Here is a 15201-nt window from a genome sequence, read left to right on the forward strand (position 1 = left end):
GGTTCGGCGGGCCCCACGTGTGTTCGGGCGGTGCTCCTGCGGGACGTCAGTGTCCGGCGTCGCTCGGCGTCGGTCCGCCGGGCGCGGCCTCGGGGTCGGGGCCCTTGGCGGCTTCGGTCTCGCTGTAGATGTCCGGCTCGAGGTAGATCACGCGGGCGATCGGGACGGCCTCGCGGATGCGGGACTCGGCGGCGTTGATCGCGGCGGCGATCTCGGTGGCCGTCTCCTCGTGGCGGACGGCGATCTTCGCGGCGACGAGGAGTTCCTCGGGGCCGAGGTGGAGCGTGCGCATGTGGATGATGCGGGTGACCGTGTCGCCGTCGACGAGGGCGGTCTCGATCTTCTGCGTCTCCTCGACACCGGCGGACTCGCCGAGCAGCAGCGACTTGGTCTCGGCGGCGAGGACCAGGGCGATCAGGATGAGCAGGATGCCGATGCAGAGGGTGCCGATGCCGTCCCAGACGCTGTCGCCGGTGAGCAGGGCGAGGCCGACGCCGCCGAGCGCGAGGATCAGGCCGACGAGGGCGCCGAGGTCCTCCAGGAGCACGACCGGGAGCTCAGGGGCCTTGGCGTGGCGGACGAACTCCGTCCAGGAGCGGCGCCCGCGCAGGACGTTGGACTCCTTGATGGCCGTGCGGAAGGAGAACGTCTCGGCGATGATCGCGAAGACCAGGACGCCGACCGGCCAGTACCAGTGCGTCAGCTCGTGCGGGTGCTTGATCTTCTCGTAGCCCTCGTAGAGGGCGAACATGCCGCCGACCGAGAAGAGGACGATGGAGACGAGGAAGGCGTAGATGTAGCGCTCGCGGCCGTAGCCGAAGGGGTGTTGCGGGGTGGCCTCGCGCTTCGCCCTCTTGCCGCCGAGGAGGAGGAGTGCCTGGTTGCCGGAGTCGGCGAGCGAGTGCACGGACTCGGCGAGCATCGAGGACGAGCCGCTGAAGAGGAACGCCACGAACTTCGCTACCGCGATCGCGAGGTTGGCGGCCAGTGCCGCCACGATCGCCTTGGTTCCGCCTGACGCGCTCATATGTTCGCGTTGTCCCTTCGTACGCCGTTTCAGGGCCCGGGCGCTCGCCTTGGTGCGTCGCCCTTGGCTTTGCCCGTGCTTGACGGTGGGCCATTGTTGCAGCCCGCTCCGGCGGGAGCGCGCCAGGTCACCGTCCAGGGAGGTCAGGCGATGACCGTGGCCCGGAAGAGCGTGCCGGTTCCGGACACTTCGGCCTTTTCGCCGGCCGGGACGAATACGGACCGGCCCGGGGTCAGCTCGTGCTCGCCCGCGCGGACGGCGCCGGCCGTGCAGAGCAGGATCTGCGGGGTCGGGCGGGTGAGGTCGTGGGTGGCGCCGGCCTCGGGCAGGACATAGCGGGAGAGGCGGAACTCGTCGATCGGGGTCTCGTAGACCTCTTCGCCGTCCGGGGAGGCCTCGGGGCGCAGGACGCCGGGGTCGCCGGCGCGGAAGTGGACGATGCGCAGCAGTTCGGGGACGTCGACGTGCTTGGGGGTGAGGCCGCAGCGCAGGACGTTGTCGGAGTTGGCCATGATCTCCACGCCGAGGCCCTGGAGGTAGGCGTGCGGGACGCCGGCGCCGAGGTAGAGGGCCTCGCCGGGCTGGAGCCGGACGTGGTTGAGCAGCATCGCGGCGATGACGCCGGGGTCGCCCGGGTAGTGGTGGGCGATGTCGGCGTAGGGGGCGTAGGCGCCGCCGAGACGGTCGCAGGCGGCGGCCGCTTCCTCGACCGTACGGGACATCTCGTCCGGGTCGGCGGTGAGGATCGCCGTGAGGACCTCGCGCAGGGCCGCGTCCTCGGGGTGGGCGTGCAGCAGGTCGACGTACGGCTTGAGGGAGTCGACGCCGAGGTCGTCAAGGAGGCCGGCGGCCTCGAGCGGGTCCCGGAAGCCGCACAGGCCGTCGAACTCGGTGAGCGCGCAGATCAGTTCGGGCTTGTGGTTGGCGTCCTTGTAGTTGCGGTGCGGGGCGTCCACGGGGATGGAGCGGCGCTCCTCGTCCGCGTAGCCCTCCTTCGCCTGCGCCAGGTCGGGGTGGACCTGGAGGGAGAGCGGGGCTCCGGCGGCGAGGATCTTGAGGAGGAACGGCAGGCGGGGGCCGAACTTGGCGACGGCGGCCGGACCCAGTTCCTTCTCGGGGTCGGCGTCGACGACCTCGACGAGCGTGCCCCGGTCGGTGCGCGAGGGTGCGCCCGGGTGGGCGCCCATCCACATCTCCGCCTGCGGCTCGCCGGTCGGTTCGACGCCGAGCAGGTTCGGGATGGCGGTCGGGGAACCCCAGGCGTAGGGGCGGATGGTGTTGTCGAGGCGGTCCATGGGGATCTCTCTGGTCCTGTGAGTGCGTACGTACGCCTGCTGCTCCGGGGCGGTTGCCGCGTGGGCGTCAGGGTGTCCCGGGCATGATCAGGCCCTCGAAGCGAGCGCCAGGTAAACGGCGGCGAAATCCGTGATGGCGATCAGTTCGGCGAGGGTCTCCAGTTCGTCGCCCGCCTCCGGTTCCAGTTCGCTGATCGGGGTGTCGTGGCTGAGGGCCAGGTCGCGGGCGCCGGGGGCGGCGGTGAGGCCGCCGATGGGGCGGTCGCGGAGCAGCACCACGCGCGCGTGGAGGGCGGGTGCCTCCTCGACGCGGTCGCGGAAGAAGTCGTCGGGGTCGGCGCTGGCGGCCAGCGGGCCGGCGAGCAGTGCGCTGTGTGCGGCGAGGGCCTCGGGGAGTTCGGCGACGACGGCGGGGGTGCCGGACAGTTCGGCGAGGGCGGCGGCGAAACGGCGGCCCGCGGGTCCGGCCGAGACGCCCTCGGTCCAGACGATGGGGAGGGCGTCGGCGAGTTCGGCGGCCAGGGTCTTGGCGGCGTTGCTGTACGTCGCGATGGCGGGGCCGCAGCGTTCGGCGATGCGGTCGAGGCGGTCGGCGACCTTGCCGAGGGCGTCCGGCGGGGCGGTGAGCACGCCCGCGCGGTCCAGGAGCGCGAGGAGCGGGGTGAGCAGGGCCCACAGGACGCCGGGGGCGGACGCGGCGAAGGGCTCGTCCTGGTCGTACGGGGCGGTCGCCATGGGGACGAACAGGCCGTGCGAGCCGTTCACGGCGTCGGCGAGCGGGGACCTGCTGGGGGCTACGGCGACGACGGTGCAGCCGCGGCGGTAGGCCTGCTCGGCGAGGAGGGACAGGCCCGGTTCGGTGCCGTCCGGGGTGGTGATCAGGAGGAGGTCCACTGAGCCGACCCAGCCGGGCAGTTCCCAGCGCAGGGCGCCCGCGGCGGGGGCGACGCCGGTGGGGGCCAGGCGGGTGACCGGGCTGCCGGCGCCGGCGAGCGCGCCGAGGAGGTCGGCCGCGTGGGTGGCTGCGGCGCCCGGGCCGGCGATGAGGACGCCCCGGGGGCGGCCGTCGGGCTTGAGGTCGTTGATGCCCGCCTCGGCGGCGTGGCGGGCGGCCGTGCGGACGCGCGCGCCGGCTTCCGCGGCGCCGCGGAGCAGGCCTCGGTGGTCGGCCTCCGCGAGGCCCTCAGGGGAGTCGAGCAGCGATTCGTCGAGCATGGGGCGGCAGCCTCCGATCGCCGGGGTCCGTCATGGGGATGTCGTCCTGCCTCGGTGCCCGTTGTGCCGGGAGCCATGCGCACCGGGGGCTCACGCGGGCGTGTCCGCCCGTGTGTCCTACGCGGGGCGGCGGGCCTCGTCGACCAGGAGGACGGGGATGCCGTCACGGACGGGGTAGGCCAGGGCGCAGCTCTGGTCGGTGCAGATCAGCTCGGTGTCCTGCTCCTTGAGCGGGGCGTGGCAGGCCGGGCAGGCGAGGATGTCCAGGAGGCCGGATTCGAGGGGCATATGGCTTCTCTTCCAGGGGTCGGGGCGGTGCGGATGTGCCTGGTCAGGGTACCGCCGGTGAGGGTGGGGCGGAGGGGGAAGGAGCTGAGCTCGCGGTCCTGTCAGCCCCTGATGATCGCCAGCGCCTCGTCCCTGATCCGGGCCATCGTCTCCGGGTCCCTCGCCTCCGCGTTCAGGCGCAGCAGCGGCTCCGTGTTGGAGGGGCGGACGTTGAACCACCAGTCGTCGGCGGAGACGGTGAGGCCGTCGAGGTCGTCCAGTTCGACGCCCTCGCGGGTCTCGTAGGCGGAGCGGATCGCGGCGAGGCGCGCCACCTGGTCGCTGACCGTGGAGTTGATCTCGCCGGAGCCCGCGTAGCGGTCGTACTGGGCGACGAGGGCGGAGAGCGGGCCTGCCTGGCCGCCCAGGGCCGCCAGGACGTGGAGGGCGGCCAGCATGCCCGTGTCGGCGTTCCAGAAGTCGCGGAAGTAGTAGTGCGCGGAGTGCTCGCCGCCGAAGATCGCGCCCGACCGGGCCATCTCCGCCTTGATGAAGGAGTGGCCCACCCGGGTGCGGACCGGGGTGCCGCCGTTCTCCTCGACGACCTCGGGGACCGACCAGGACGTGATCAGGTTGTGGATGATCATGCCCTTGCCGCCGTGCCTGGCCAGCTCGCGGGAGGCGACCAGTGCGGTGATCGCGGACGGGGAGACCGGCTCGCCGCGCTCGTCGACGACGAAGCAGCGGTCGGCGTCGCCGTCGAAGGCGAGGCCCAGGTCGGCGCCCTCCTCGCGGACCCGCTTCTGCAGGTCGACGAGGTTGGCCGGGTCGAGGGGGTTGGCCTCGTGGTTGGGGAAGGTGCCGTCGAGCTCGAAGTACATCGGGACCAGCGTCACCGGCAGGCCGGCGAAGACCTCGGGGACCGTGTGGCCGCCCATGCCGTTGCCCGCGTCCACGACGGCCTTCAGGGGGCGGACGGAGGCCAGGTCGACCAGCGAGAGCAGGTGCGCCGCGTAGTCCGACAACGTGTCGCGGCCGGTGATCGTTCCCGTCTGCGCGGCCGGCTCCGGGGCGCCCGACTCGCTCCAGTCCTCGACGAGTTCGCGGATCTCCGCGAGGCCGGTGTCCTGGCCGACCGGGGCGGCGCCCGCGCGGCACATCTTGATGCCGTTGTACCGGGCCGGGTTGTGGGAGGCGGTGAACATGGCGCCCGGCAGGTCCAGCGCGCCCGAGGCGTAGTACAGCTGGTCCGTCGAGCACAGGCCGATCTCCGTCACATCGGCGCCCTGCGCTGCGGCCCCGCGCGCGAAGGCACGCGACAGGCCCGGCGAGGAGGGCCGCATGTCGTGCCCGGTCGCGATGGCACTCGCCCCGGTGACCCGGACGAAGGCCGCCCCGAAGAGCTCGGCCAGGGACTCGTCCCACTGGTCCGGGACGACCCCGCGTACGTCGTACGCCTTCACGACCTGCGACAGATCAGCAGCCACGGCCAACCTTCCTGAAAAAGTACTGTCGGTCGGCCCAAACTACCCGGCCCCGCTGACAGCGCGCTGTGCGAGTGCCCGGACGTCGCCTCGGGCGTCAGGGCAGCATCCAGCCCAGGACCGGTGTGCTCTGGCCGACCACGATCAGGCACATGATCAGCAGCAGGCCCAGGCTCCACGGGAGTACCTTGCGCAGCAGGTCGCCCTCCCGGCCCGCGAGGCCGACGGCCGCGCAGGCGATGGTGAGGTTCTGCGGGGAGATCATCTTGCCGAGGACACCGCCGGAGCTGTTGGCGGCAGCGAGCAGGTCGGGGGAGAGTCCGGACTCACGGGCGGCGGTCACCTGGAGGGCGCCGAAGAGGGCGTTGGCCGAGGTGTCGGATCCGGTGACGGCGACTCCGAACCAGCCGAGGACGGGTGAGAGGAATGCCAGTCCGGCCCCGGCCGCCGCGACGAAGTGGCCGATCGTCGCCGCCTGGCCGGAGAGGTTCATGACGTAGGCGAGCGCCAGCACGGAGGTCACGGTCAGGATGGCGAAGCGCAGCTCGTGGACGGTCGCGAGCCATTCCTTGACCGCCACGCGCGCGTGCACCCCGATGACGGCGGCCGTGCAGATGCCGGCGAGGAGCACCAGCGTGCCGCCGGTCGACACGATCGGCCAGGTGAAGACATTGCCGCTGACCGGGTCGCCGTCCGGCCCCGCCACGTTCAGGAAGGGCCAGTCGTAGGTCTGGGTGGTCTTGGCGAGCCAGTCCTTGAGGGCCGGTATCTGCGCGACGGAGAAGATCACGACGATCAGCGCGTAGGGGGCGTAGGCGCGCAGGATCTCGCGGGGCGGGTCCTCCTGGTCGAGTTCCTCGCTGCGGGCGCCGGTCAGGACGGAGGCGCGTACGGCTTCGGCGGCGGGCACGCGCGCGTGCGGTACGGCGACCAGGGCGCCCGCGCCGGCGAGGGCGGCGCCGATGTCGGCGAGTTGGGCGGAGACGTAGTTGGAGGCGGCGAACTGGGCGACGGCGAAGGCGACTCCGCACGCCAGGGCGGGCACCCAGGTCTCGCGCAGCCCGCGTCGGCCGTCCACGAGCCAGACCAGCACCAGGGGCACCACGAGGGCCAGCAGCGGCGTCTGACGGCCCACCACGGACGCCACGGAGTCCAGCGGCAGTCCGGTGACCTGGGCGAGCGTGACGACCGGGGTGCCCATCGCGCCGAAGGCCACGGGCGCGGTGTTGGCGACCAGGGCGACGACGGCGGCGCGCACCGGTTCGAAGCCGAGGGCGACCAGCATGACCGCGCTGATCGCGACGGGAGCCCCGAAGCCTGCGAGTGCCTCCAGCAGCGCTCCGAAGCAGAAGGCGATGACGAGTGCCTGGATGCGCGGGTCGTCGGAGAGCCGCCCGAAGGACCGGCGCAGGATGTCGAAGTGCCGGGTGCGGACGGTCATCCGGTAGACCCAGAGGGCGTTGACGACGATCCACAGGATGGGGAAGAGGCCGAAGACGGCGCCCTGGGCGGCGCTGGAGAGGGTCTGGCCGAGGGGCATGCCGTACGCGAGCCAGGCGACGAGCACGGCGGCGAGAAGGCCGGTCAGGCCTGCCAGGTGCGCTTTGAGGCGGATGCCGCCGAGCAGGACCAGGACGATCACGAGGGGCAGTGCGGCCACGAGGGCGGACACGCCCAGTGAGCCGGCGACGGGTTCCAGTTCCTGGACGTACAACGGGCGCCTCCCCGGTTTCCGTCATGTGAAAGCGATTTCTCGCGTCCTCAAACGGAATGGTCATGTCCGCGCCAAGCTCGCGTCAATGGGTGTGCGCGAGACAGCAGCAGAACGGGGCGCTCAGTTGTCGGGGGACCGCAGGACCCGCAGATGACCGCGCCGCGCGACCTCCATCGGGTCGGCCGTACGGCCTCCGCCGCCGGCCCCGGCCGCCCGCTCCTGGGGGCGGGCCGCCTCTCGTACGGCGTTCGCAAGGGCTTCCAGGTCGTCGCCGCTGGGACGGGCCGGAGCGGAGCCGTCGAGCAGCCGGACGACCTCCCAGCCGCGCGGGGCGGTGAGGCGCTCGGAGTGCTCGGCGCACAGGTCGTAGCAGTGGGGTTCGGCGTAGGTGGCGAGCGGGCCGAGGACCGCGGTCGAGTCGGCGTAGACGTACGTCAGCGTCGCGACGGCGGGACGGCCGCAGGCGGTGCGCGAACAGCGACGTACAGGGCTCACGATGTTGGACGGTACCGCACTCTTGAGCGGGCCGCGACGACTCTCCACCAGGTCACTCCACCGTGTCGCGTTGTGAAACGCCCCACACGCCCCTGCCGGCACACCCGGCTGACCTGCCAGGACACCGCCGTCCGGGGTGTCGGACGAGCCCGCAAGCGGTCAAGAGTCGTCACAAAATCCTCAATTGCCGTGACGTCGCCGGTCTCGGCGGGATACGGAATCAAGCCCAACCTTGGCTGGAATGGTCATGTAACGACATGCCGTGCGGGTCGGCCGGAAGCCGTCCGTGCCGCCGCGCGGTGCCGGGCACACGCGCGTGGCGGGGACTACCCTTCAGCGGTGATGGACAAGCCCGTAACGCCCCGTGCCGCCGCCCCCGGGCCCCGCCGTCGTGATCGCCACGGCAGGGGCATGCGCGGCCCGATCGCACCGCCGCAGGTGCCGCTCGCCGCGAGCCGCGCGGAGGCGTTCGCGGATCTGGTGCAGGACTCCGTGGAGCGTCTGGAGCGGCGGTGGCCGCAGCTCGCCGACATCGATTTCCTGGTCCTGGAGGTGCCGCGGCTCGACGGGCCCGGCGAGGCCTGGAACGAGGAGGCGGTTCCGCTCGGCGGCACGATCAGCGCGCGCGAGGGGCGCCCCGCGCGCGTGGTGGTCTACCGGCGGCCGGTCGAGATCCGCACCAAGGGGCGCGACGAGCGGGCGGCGCTGGTGCACGAGGTCGTCGTCGAGCAGGTCGCCGAGTTGCTGGGGCTGACGCCGGAGACGGTGGATCCGCGGTACGGCGAGGACCAGGGCTGAGACGTACCAGCACCGTGTAGCCCTCACCGGCCAGCCGTTCGCAGGGGCCGACCCGTACGTCCCCTCCCCGCGCCTGTTACTTCTGCAGCACCGACAGGTCCTCGTCCGCCTCCGGTACCGCCACCGTCCCCCGGTCGTCGGGGAGGGTCTGCACGGTGAAGGCGGGGACGCCGCTCTCGTTCGCCGTCAGGGTGCGGGCGCCGTAGACCGGGCCGCCGGAGACCGGCTCGACCGTGAGCGCGTAAGTGCCCTTGAGGCCGCCGGGGGCCGGGGGCTCGATGTCCTGGGTCGTGCCGGCCTTGATCGTGTACGTCTTCGACGCCGGGGTCCCGCCCTCGCTGCCCGCCGAGGCGGTGACCTTGACGGTGGCGGCCCGGCCGGGGGCGGTCAGGGAGAGGGTGCTGCCCTTGGCGCTGTTGTCGGCGGACGTCGCGCGCGTGCCGACGGGGCGGGTGGCCGGGATGAACGCCGTCTCCTGCTTGTCGCCCTTGCCCCGGACGACCCGCAGGGCCGCCACGACCGGCACGGACTGGTCCGTCGGCGTCAATACCAGGGAGCCCGCCTCGCCGCGTGTGACGTCGCCGAGGTCGACGGCGGTCGTCATGCCGCCCTTGACGTGCACCGTCTCGTGCCCGGCCGGGGTGATCAGCCCTGAGGGGGAGGCGAGGCGCACCTTCAGGTCCGCGTCGGCGTCGCCCGGGGTGAAGGCGACCAGGCGCACGGAGGTGGCGTCCTTGGGGATGCCGGGCAGGACCAGGCTGCCCGACGGGTCCGTGGACGCGGCCAGCCAGTCGCCGCCGAGCTTGTCGTCCAGGGCCTGCACGGAAGCGCCGACGCGTCCGCTGCGGACGTTGACGTGCACGGTGAGGTTGGTCTGCTCCTCGTCCGTGAGCGTGGACAGCAGGACCGGCTCGCTGGAGTGCGGCTGGACGGTGATGCCCTCCCCCACCGGGGACTGAAGGGTGCCGTCCTTGCCGTAGAGCTCGATGTCGACCACGGCGGCCGAGTCGTCGGGGTTCGTCAGGTGGACGTAGTCGGTGCGGTCGGCCGCCGTGCTGGCGCCCGGGAACCAGAAACTCGTGTCCGGAGCCGCGCAGTTGACGCCCTGAAGGCCGCGCCCCGTCCCGGCGGCGACCTCGGTGGTCTCCTGGACGGTCCAGCCGGGCGCGAACCTGCCGTCGGCGGTCCCGACGAGCGCGGGGGCGTCGGAACCCGAGCTGTCCCCGGTGACGGGCTTGCCGGGCTCCTTGGGGGTCAGCACGGGCTTTTCGGACTTGCCCTCGGCCGCTGCCTGGAGTTCGGCCTTGCCGCCGCTCTCCGTGCCCTTTGTGACGGGCGTGAAGGACGTGTAGGACGTCTCGGCGAGGTCGGACGTGCTGGGCGCCGGGCACAGCAGGCTCGTGCGCTCCACGGGCAGTTGGGCGGCCGCCTTGGCGCCGGTGTCCGCGCCCGGGGCGTCCGGGGCGGACAGCGCGGCGAAGCCGGTGACGGCGGCGAGCGCGGTCACGCCGGCGATCAGGGACAGGGTGGTGCGGTTCACTGCTGGCTCCCGTCGGGACGCTCACTGCCCGTGCCGTGGGGGTGGTGCTGCTGTTGCTGCTCCTGCGCCGGGTCGTACGGCGTGCCGTAGCCCTGCGTGTAGGCCTGGTCGTAGCCCGCCTGGTCGTACGACTGCGCCTGGGGCGAGCCGCCGTACGCGTACGGGTCGTACTGGCCGCCCTGGTACGGATCCGCCTGGTACTGCCCGCCGTAGGCGTCCGCCGGGTACGGGGCGGCCTGGTACTGGTCGCCGTAGCCGGCGTACTCGCCGCCCGGGTAGCCCGCGCCGTCCCACTGACCGTAGTTCTGCTGCTGCGGCACGGCCGCAGGGGGCTGCTCGGGCTGCGGGGGCGGGAACTCCCCGGGGCCGGGGGTTCCTTCGGTCGGGGGCTCGGTCTCGGCCTCGGCCTGGGCGCGCAGGCGGCGGGCGCGGCGGCCCTCGCCGGCGACCGCCTGGGCAGGGACGACCGGCTCCTCGGGCATGTCGTCGTCGACGTCGCGGCGCCGGCCGGGCAGGGCGAGCACTACGAGGACCACGGCGAGCAGGCCCTGCGTCCACAGCCACACGGTGTGGCTGATCGGGTCGTCGTAGGTGACGTCCAGCGTGCCGCCGGTGGCGGGGAGTTCGAAGCCCTGGGCCCAGCCGTCGACCGTGGTGCGGGTCAGCGGCTTGCCGTCCAGCGTGGCGGTCCAGCCGTCGGCGGCGGTGTCGGCGAGGCGCAGCACGCGCCCGTCGGCGCCGGTCGGGATGGTGGTGTGGATGTCGACGGGCCCGGCGGCGACGGGCTGCGGGGTGCCGGATCCGGAGGCGGGGACGATGGCGGCGCGCGCGACCTGCCGGTCGAGGCGCCACAGGGCTCCGCCGCCCTGCTGGCTGAGCCGGGTCAGGCCGGGCGTGGCGTCCAGGACGCGGGTGACCTCGCGGGGCGCGCCCTGGTGGACGAGGACGTAGCGCACGGCGAAGCCGCCGAGCTGGGCGGCCTGGTCGGCGCCGGAGCCGGCGACGAGGTTGGCGACGACCTTGTCGAGCCTGCTGTTCTCGCCGTCGGCCGCGGCGACCTCGCCGTCGCCGAGGCGGGCGCCGGAGCCGCGTACGAGCATGTAGCCGACGTGAGCGCCGGAGTCGCTGTCGAGGACGAGGGTGCGGGCCTGGTCGCGGCTGCCGCTCTCCTCGGCGACGAACGCGGGGACCTGGGTCGGGTCGCGCCGCTCCAGGGGCCCGTCGGCGCCGCGGATCATCCAGCCGGCGGCGACGAGCAGCGGGCCCGCGGCCGAGGCGAAGGCGATCAGCACGGCGACCGGCTGGCGCCAGCCGAAGCTCTGCTCGGCCACGCGCGCGCGTGCCCCGTCGGCGCCGAGCGCCGCGGCCGCCAGGAGGGCGATGCCGTAGACGAGGGTCGCGGGGCCGGCCCAGGTGGAGCTGTTGGACAGGGCCGCGAGGACGAAGCCCACCAGGGCGACCGCCCAGGCCGTGCGGATGCCCGACTGGCGTTCCGAGCGCAACAGGGCGGCGAGCGCGGCCAGCACGATGCCGATGAGCATCAGGCCGCTGACGGTGCCTGGGCCGCCCGGGCTGGCGCCGAGGAGGTCGAGGGCGGAGGCGGACCCGGCGCCGTACTCCAGGCCGGCCTGGTGGAAGAAGCCGAACGGGAGCAGGGACAGCGACCAGGGCGCGAGGACCAGCAGGGGCGTGCCGAGCTGGGCGAGGAACCGCGTCCCGTACGCCGTGATGTCCGTACGGCGCACGGCCAGCAGCCCCGCCCCGAGGATCAGCGCGACGGGCCACACGATCGGGGTGAACGCGGTGGCGATGGTCAGCAGCAGCGCGTACGCCCAGGTGGCGCGCCAACTGCCCCGCGCGCCCGACGGGTTCGCCAGGCCACTGGCCGCGATGCCCGCGCGCGCGATGAGCGGCAGCAGCACGGCCAGGACGGCCGTGCCGAGGCGGCCGCCGGCGAGGGCGCCGGTGGCGGCGGGCAGGAAGGCGTAGACGACGGCCGCCCACGCGCGCAGCAGCCGGGACTCGACCAGCGGACGGGAGGCGAAGTAGGCGGCGACACCGGCCAGCGGCACCGAGCAGACGAGCAGGACGGTGACGGCGAGGCCGGTCGAGCCGAACAGCAGGGACGCCAGCATCGCCACGAGCGCGACGTACGGCGGCGCGGAGGAGGTGCCGCCGGCGCCGACCGGGTGCCAGGCGTCCAGGTAGCGCGCCCACAGGGCGGCGGAGTCGGCCGGGGCGGGCAGCAGGGCGCCGCCCGCGAGCGCGCCGCCGCCGAGGAGTTCACGGCAGGCGAGCAGGGAGACGAGCAGCAGGACGAGGAAGAGCACCGGGCCGGGCTTGCGCGCGATGCGCTTGAGCCGGGCGAACTGCTCGATCTGCAGGAAGTCCGCGTCGTCGCCGCCCGGGCCCGACTCGACGGCGCCGCCGTGCCGTCCGGCGCCGGAGGCGGCCTCGGGGTCGGAGCTGCCGACGAGGTTGCCCGCGACCTGCTCGACGGTCATGCGGACGGTCGCGCCGGGCGGCGGGAACAGCGCCCTCAGTTCGCCCTTGTCGACCTGGGGGGTGCCTCTGCGGCGCCGCCCGGCGAGGATCCGCTCGGGCCGCAGCAGGGTGCCCATGAGGCCGCGGATCTCGTCGACGGCCTGTCCGGGGACCTTGCCGACGAGATAGGCGACGGTGCGCAGCAGGGTGCCGAGCACGACGCGCAGCAGCACCCAGGGGAGCACGGCCGTACGGGTGTTGACGAGCAGGCTGTAGACGGCGCCTGCCTTGTCGACCTTGTGCGGGGAGGCGGAGGTGCGGCCCACGCAGTCGACGGTGCGGCGCTCCCGGGAGGCCGCCTCGGCGTGCCGGACGACGGCTTCCGGGGCGATCAGCACGCGGTGGCCCGCGGCGTGCGCGCGCCAGCACAGGTCGAGGTCGTCGCGCATGAGGGGCAGGTGCCGGTCGAAGCCGCCGAGCTGTTCGAAGATGTCGCGGCGGACGAGCATGCCGGCGGTGGACACCGACAGCACGGTGCGGACGTGGTCGTGCTGGCCCTGGTCCTGCTCCCGGCGGTCGAGGCCGGTCCAGCGGCGGCCGGAGTTGGCGATGGAGACGCCGACCTCCAGCAGCTGCCGCCGGTCGTACCAGCCGCGGAGCTTGGGGCCCACGACGGCGACGTCCTCGCGGCCCAGCTCGTACTCGTTGTCCACGACGCGCAGCAGCTGGGCCAGGGCGTCGGGCTCCGGGGCGCAGTCGTCGTGCAGCAGCCACAGCCACTGCACCGGCTCACCGTGCGGGAGCTCGGGCATGTCGTAGGCGTCGTCCCGCCATGAGCGCGTGACGGGGTCCCAGCCGCTGGGGCGCTTCAGGTACGGCAGTTCGTCCGGGGTGAGGACCGGGGCGCTGCGGTCGCACTCCTCGACGGCCTGGCCGAAGCCGGTACGGCGGGCGAGGTGCAGCACCCGGTCGGCGCCGAGCGCGTCGGTGACCAGCTGGGCGGAGGCGTCCGCGCTGCCGGTGTCGGCCCCCATCGCGTACTGGACGGGGCGCTCCTGGCCGAGCAGCCCGGCGAGCGCGTCGGGCAGCCAGCGGGCGCCGTCGTGGGAGACGAGGACCGCGGTCACCACATGACGCGGGAACTCGGGCGGGTGGGCCGGGTCAAACGCGGCTGTGGCAGCGGTGTCGTGATGAGCTGCCGGGTGGCTGTGCACGGACATCGAGGTACGGGCCCCGGTTCGGTGGACTGCGGTGGACGCCTGCGGCCGGCGGGGGCCGCGGGGCGTCTCGGACGAGCGCCCACACTATCGGCAGTCCTACAGGGGCGGCGCGCAGCGCCTCGATGAGGGGCGGGGGCCGGGAGACGGGTGGGCGAGGCGGCCCGCCGCCTGTGGACAACCCACCTGCGACGGGCCGTTCACACACCCATGGGTCCGGTCAGACCGCGGCCTTCTTCAGCCGGCGGCGTTCCCGCTCGGACAGGCCGCCCCAGATGCCGAAGCGCTCGTCGTTGGCGAGGGCGTACTCGAGGCACTCGGAGCGGACCTCGCAGGAGAGGCAGACCTTCTTGGCCTCCCGGGTCGAGCCGCCCTTCTCGGGGAAGAAGGACTCGGGGTCGGTCTGGGCGCACAGCGCGCGCTCCTGCCAGCCGAGTTCCTCGTCCGCGTCGTCGACCAGCAGTTGCTGCACCAGCTCGGTCATGTGCGCCCCTCGTCTGTTCTTTTCCGCGTCCCCGTGATGTAGCCGTTACCGATTGCGGCTGAACGACACGAGTGAAATTACAAGTGTGCTGCTCCGGGCGAGTCAAGCCGAGATCTGCTATTGAGCCCCTTATTCACTCTGCGGAACCAAGGCCGTGCGGAAAGTGTTCAAATCGGCATAAACCTTGACACGCAGACGGAGCCCGCGAGGGGCCCCACCGTCACCCGGGCCCCGTACAGGTCTGTACGAGGGAGGACGCCCAGGAGTTCGATCTCGTTCCGACACGCACGTCGAAGCGAATCTGATCACAGTCTGATCACGAGTACGCAACGAGGTTTGTGCGCCCTGTGGACGCCAAGTGTCCCGGCCTGGCCATGAACAAACCTTTCATCTGAGCGAAAGACCGGATGAGGTGAACCTCGTCCCACATACCGGGTGCCGAGTTGACACCGGAGGTGTGACCCGGTGTCCTAGTGGGCATGCTCGCGAACTTGGCACTCACCTCGACCCGCACCGCCGGGTCCCACGGTGCTGCCCGTGCTCGCTGTAGCTGTTGCTGTTCCAGCTGTTGAGCCACACCCGCTCCAGCTGAAGGCCGGGCCACCAGTCCCCCGGCCCTCGTTCCCTCTGACCCACTTTCACTGAGGAACCAAGCACCCCATGAACAGCGACAGCGACCTCCAGATCGCCGGCGACATCCTCGAAGTCCCGCACCTGCTCCAGCTGGAGCGCGAGCACCCGGCCACCGTCGCCGAGTTCGTCGGCCTGGCCCGCTCCATCGCCGCCGACCGCTCCCAGTGGGAGCACCTCGTCCGCTACGACGCGGCCAGCCGCTGGTACCACCGGCTGCGCACCGGCCCGGGCTACGAGGTGTGGCTGCTGTCCTGGGTGCCCGGGCAGGGCAGCGGGCTGCACGACCACGGCCGCTCCTCCGGTGTGCTGACCGTGCTGGACGGCACGCTGACGGAGCGCACGGAGCGGGGCACGCGCGCGTTGCGGGCGGGCGCGCAGCGCGTGTTCGCGCCGGGGTATGTACACGAGGTCGTGAATGACGCACTCGAGTCGGCGGTGAGTTTGCACGTCTACTACCCGGGGCTGACGGCGATGCCGATGCACACGGCTCAGCACTGCGAGGCCCGGAGCGTGCCGGAAGCCCTGACTATCTGACCCACTGTCGTAGG

At 72.9% G+C, this 15201-nt stretch carries 12 protein-coding genes; 2 read left to right on the forward strand and 10 right to left on the reverse strand.

The features are described 5' to 3' along the window. Nucleotides 1–46: 46 nt before the first annotated feature. The 7 genes from ACWIF2_RS28030 to ACWIF2_RS28060 all read right to left on the reverse strand — a co-directional run bounded on the left by ACWIF2_RS28030 (nucleotide 47) and on the right by ACWIF2_RS28060 (nucleotide 7545). Entirely contained in the window at nucleotides 47–1027 is a 981-nt protein-coding gene (locus ACWIF2_RS28030; protein WP_454363567.1) for a cation diffusion facilitator family transporter, read from the reverse strand. A gap of 143 nt (nucleotides 1028–1170) precedes the next feature. Further along, on the reverse strand, nucleotides 1171–2322 hold the full coding sequence (gene manA, locus ACWIF2_RS28035; protein ID WP_454363568.1) for a mannose-6-phosphate isomerase, class I: 1152 nt from the start codon (nucleotides 2320–2322) through the stop codon (nucleotides 1171–1173). A gap of 87 nt (nucleotides 2323–2409) precedes the next feature. Further along, nucleotides 2410–3537, reverse strand: coding sequence for an SIS domain-containing protein (locus ACWIF2_RS28040; RefSeq protein WP_454363569.1), 1128 nt, complete (start codon nucleotides 3535–3537; stop codon nucleotides 2410–2412). A gap of 117 nt (nucleotides 3538–3654) precedes the next feature. Next, nucleotides 3655–3825, reverse strand: a complete 171-nt coding sequence (locus ACWIF2_RS28045) for a Trm112 family protein (RefSeq protein WP_184598287.1) — start codon at nucleotides 3823–3825, stop codon at nucleotides 3655–3657. Between the two features lie 101 nt (nucleotides 3826–3926). Then, entirely contained in the window at nucleotides 3927–5291 is a 1365-nt protein-coding gene (locus tag ACWIF2_RS28050) for a phosphomannomutase/phosphoglucomutase (protein ID WP_454363570.1), read from the reverse strand. Between the two features lie 94 nt (nucleotides 5292–5385). After that, a complete protein-coding gene (locus ACWIF2_RS28055) occupies nucleotides 5386–7002 on the reverse strand; it encodes an L-lactate permease (protein ID WP_454363571.1) in 1617 nt (538 codons plus the stop codon). 120 nt (nucleotides 7003–7122) lie between these two features. Continuing rightward, nucleotides 7123–7545, reverse strand: a complete 423-nt coding sequence (locus tag ACWIF2_RS28060; RefSeq protein WP_184598283.1) for a DUF3499 domain-containing protein — start codon at nucleotides 7543–7545, stop codon at nucleotides 7123–7125. Nucleotides 7546–7839: 294 nt separating this feature from the next. On the opposite strand from ACWIF2_RS28060, the gene ACWIF2_RS28065 reads away from it, so the two are divergent. Next, nucleotides 7840–8295 carry a metallopeptidase family protein gene (locus ACWIF2_RS28065; protein ID WP_382495875.1) on the forward strand — a complete coding sequence of 152 codons (456 nt, stop codon included), beginning with the start codon at nucleotides 7840–7842 and terminating at the stop codon, nucleotides 8293–8295. Nucleotides 8296–8371: 76 nt separating this feature from the next. Here ACWIF2_RS28065 and ACWIF2_RS28070 read toward each other — a convergent pair whose 3' ends face one another. From ACWIF2_RS28070 to ACWIF2_RS28080, 3 genes are all read right to left on the reverse strand, one after another. Further along, nucleotides 8372–9835, reverse strand: coding sequence for a DUF5719 family protein (locus ACWIF2_RS28070; RefSeq protein WP_454363572.1), 1464 nt, complete (start codon nucleotides 9833–9835; stop codon nucleotides 8372–8374). Next, nucleotides 9832–13539 carry a glycosyltransferase gene (locus ACWIF2_RS28075; RefSeq protein ID WP_454363573.1) on the reverse strand — a complete coding sequence of 1236 codons (3708 nt, stop codon included), beginning with the start codon at nucleotides 13537–13539 and terminating at the stop codon, nucleotides 9832–9834. The genes ACWIF2_RS28070 and ACWIF2_RS28075 overlap by 4 nt, the downstream gene beginning before the upstream one ends. 217 nt (nucleotides 13540–13756) lie before the next feature. Then, nucleotides 13757–14020: a WhiB family transcriptional regulator gene (locus ACWIF2_RS28080; RefSeq protein WP_003990679.1), complete on the reverse strand. Its 264-nt coding sequence runs from the start codon at nucleotides 14018–14020 to the stop codon at nucleotides 13757–13759. A gap of 660 nt (nucleotides 14021–14680) precedes the next feature. Here ACWIF2_RS28080 and ACWIF2_RS28085 point away from each other — a divergent pair. Next, complete coding sequence (locus tag ACWIF2_RS28085; protein WP_454363574.1) at nucleotides 14681–15187, forward strand: cysteine dioxygenase; 507 nt, start codon at nucleotides 14681–14683, stop codon at nucleotides 15185–15187. The last annotated feature ends 14 nt before the right edge of the window (nucleotides 15188–15201 follow it).

This window comes from Streptomyces sp. NPDC055506 (assembly GCF_053643595.1).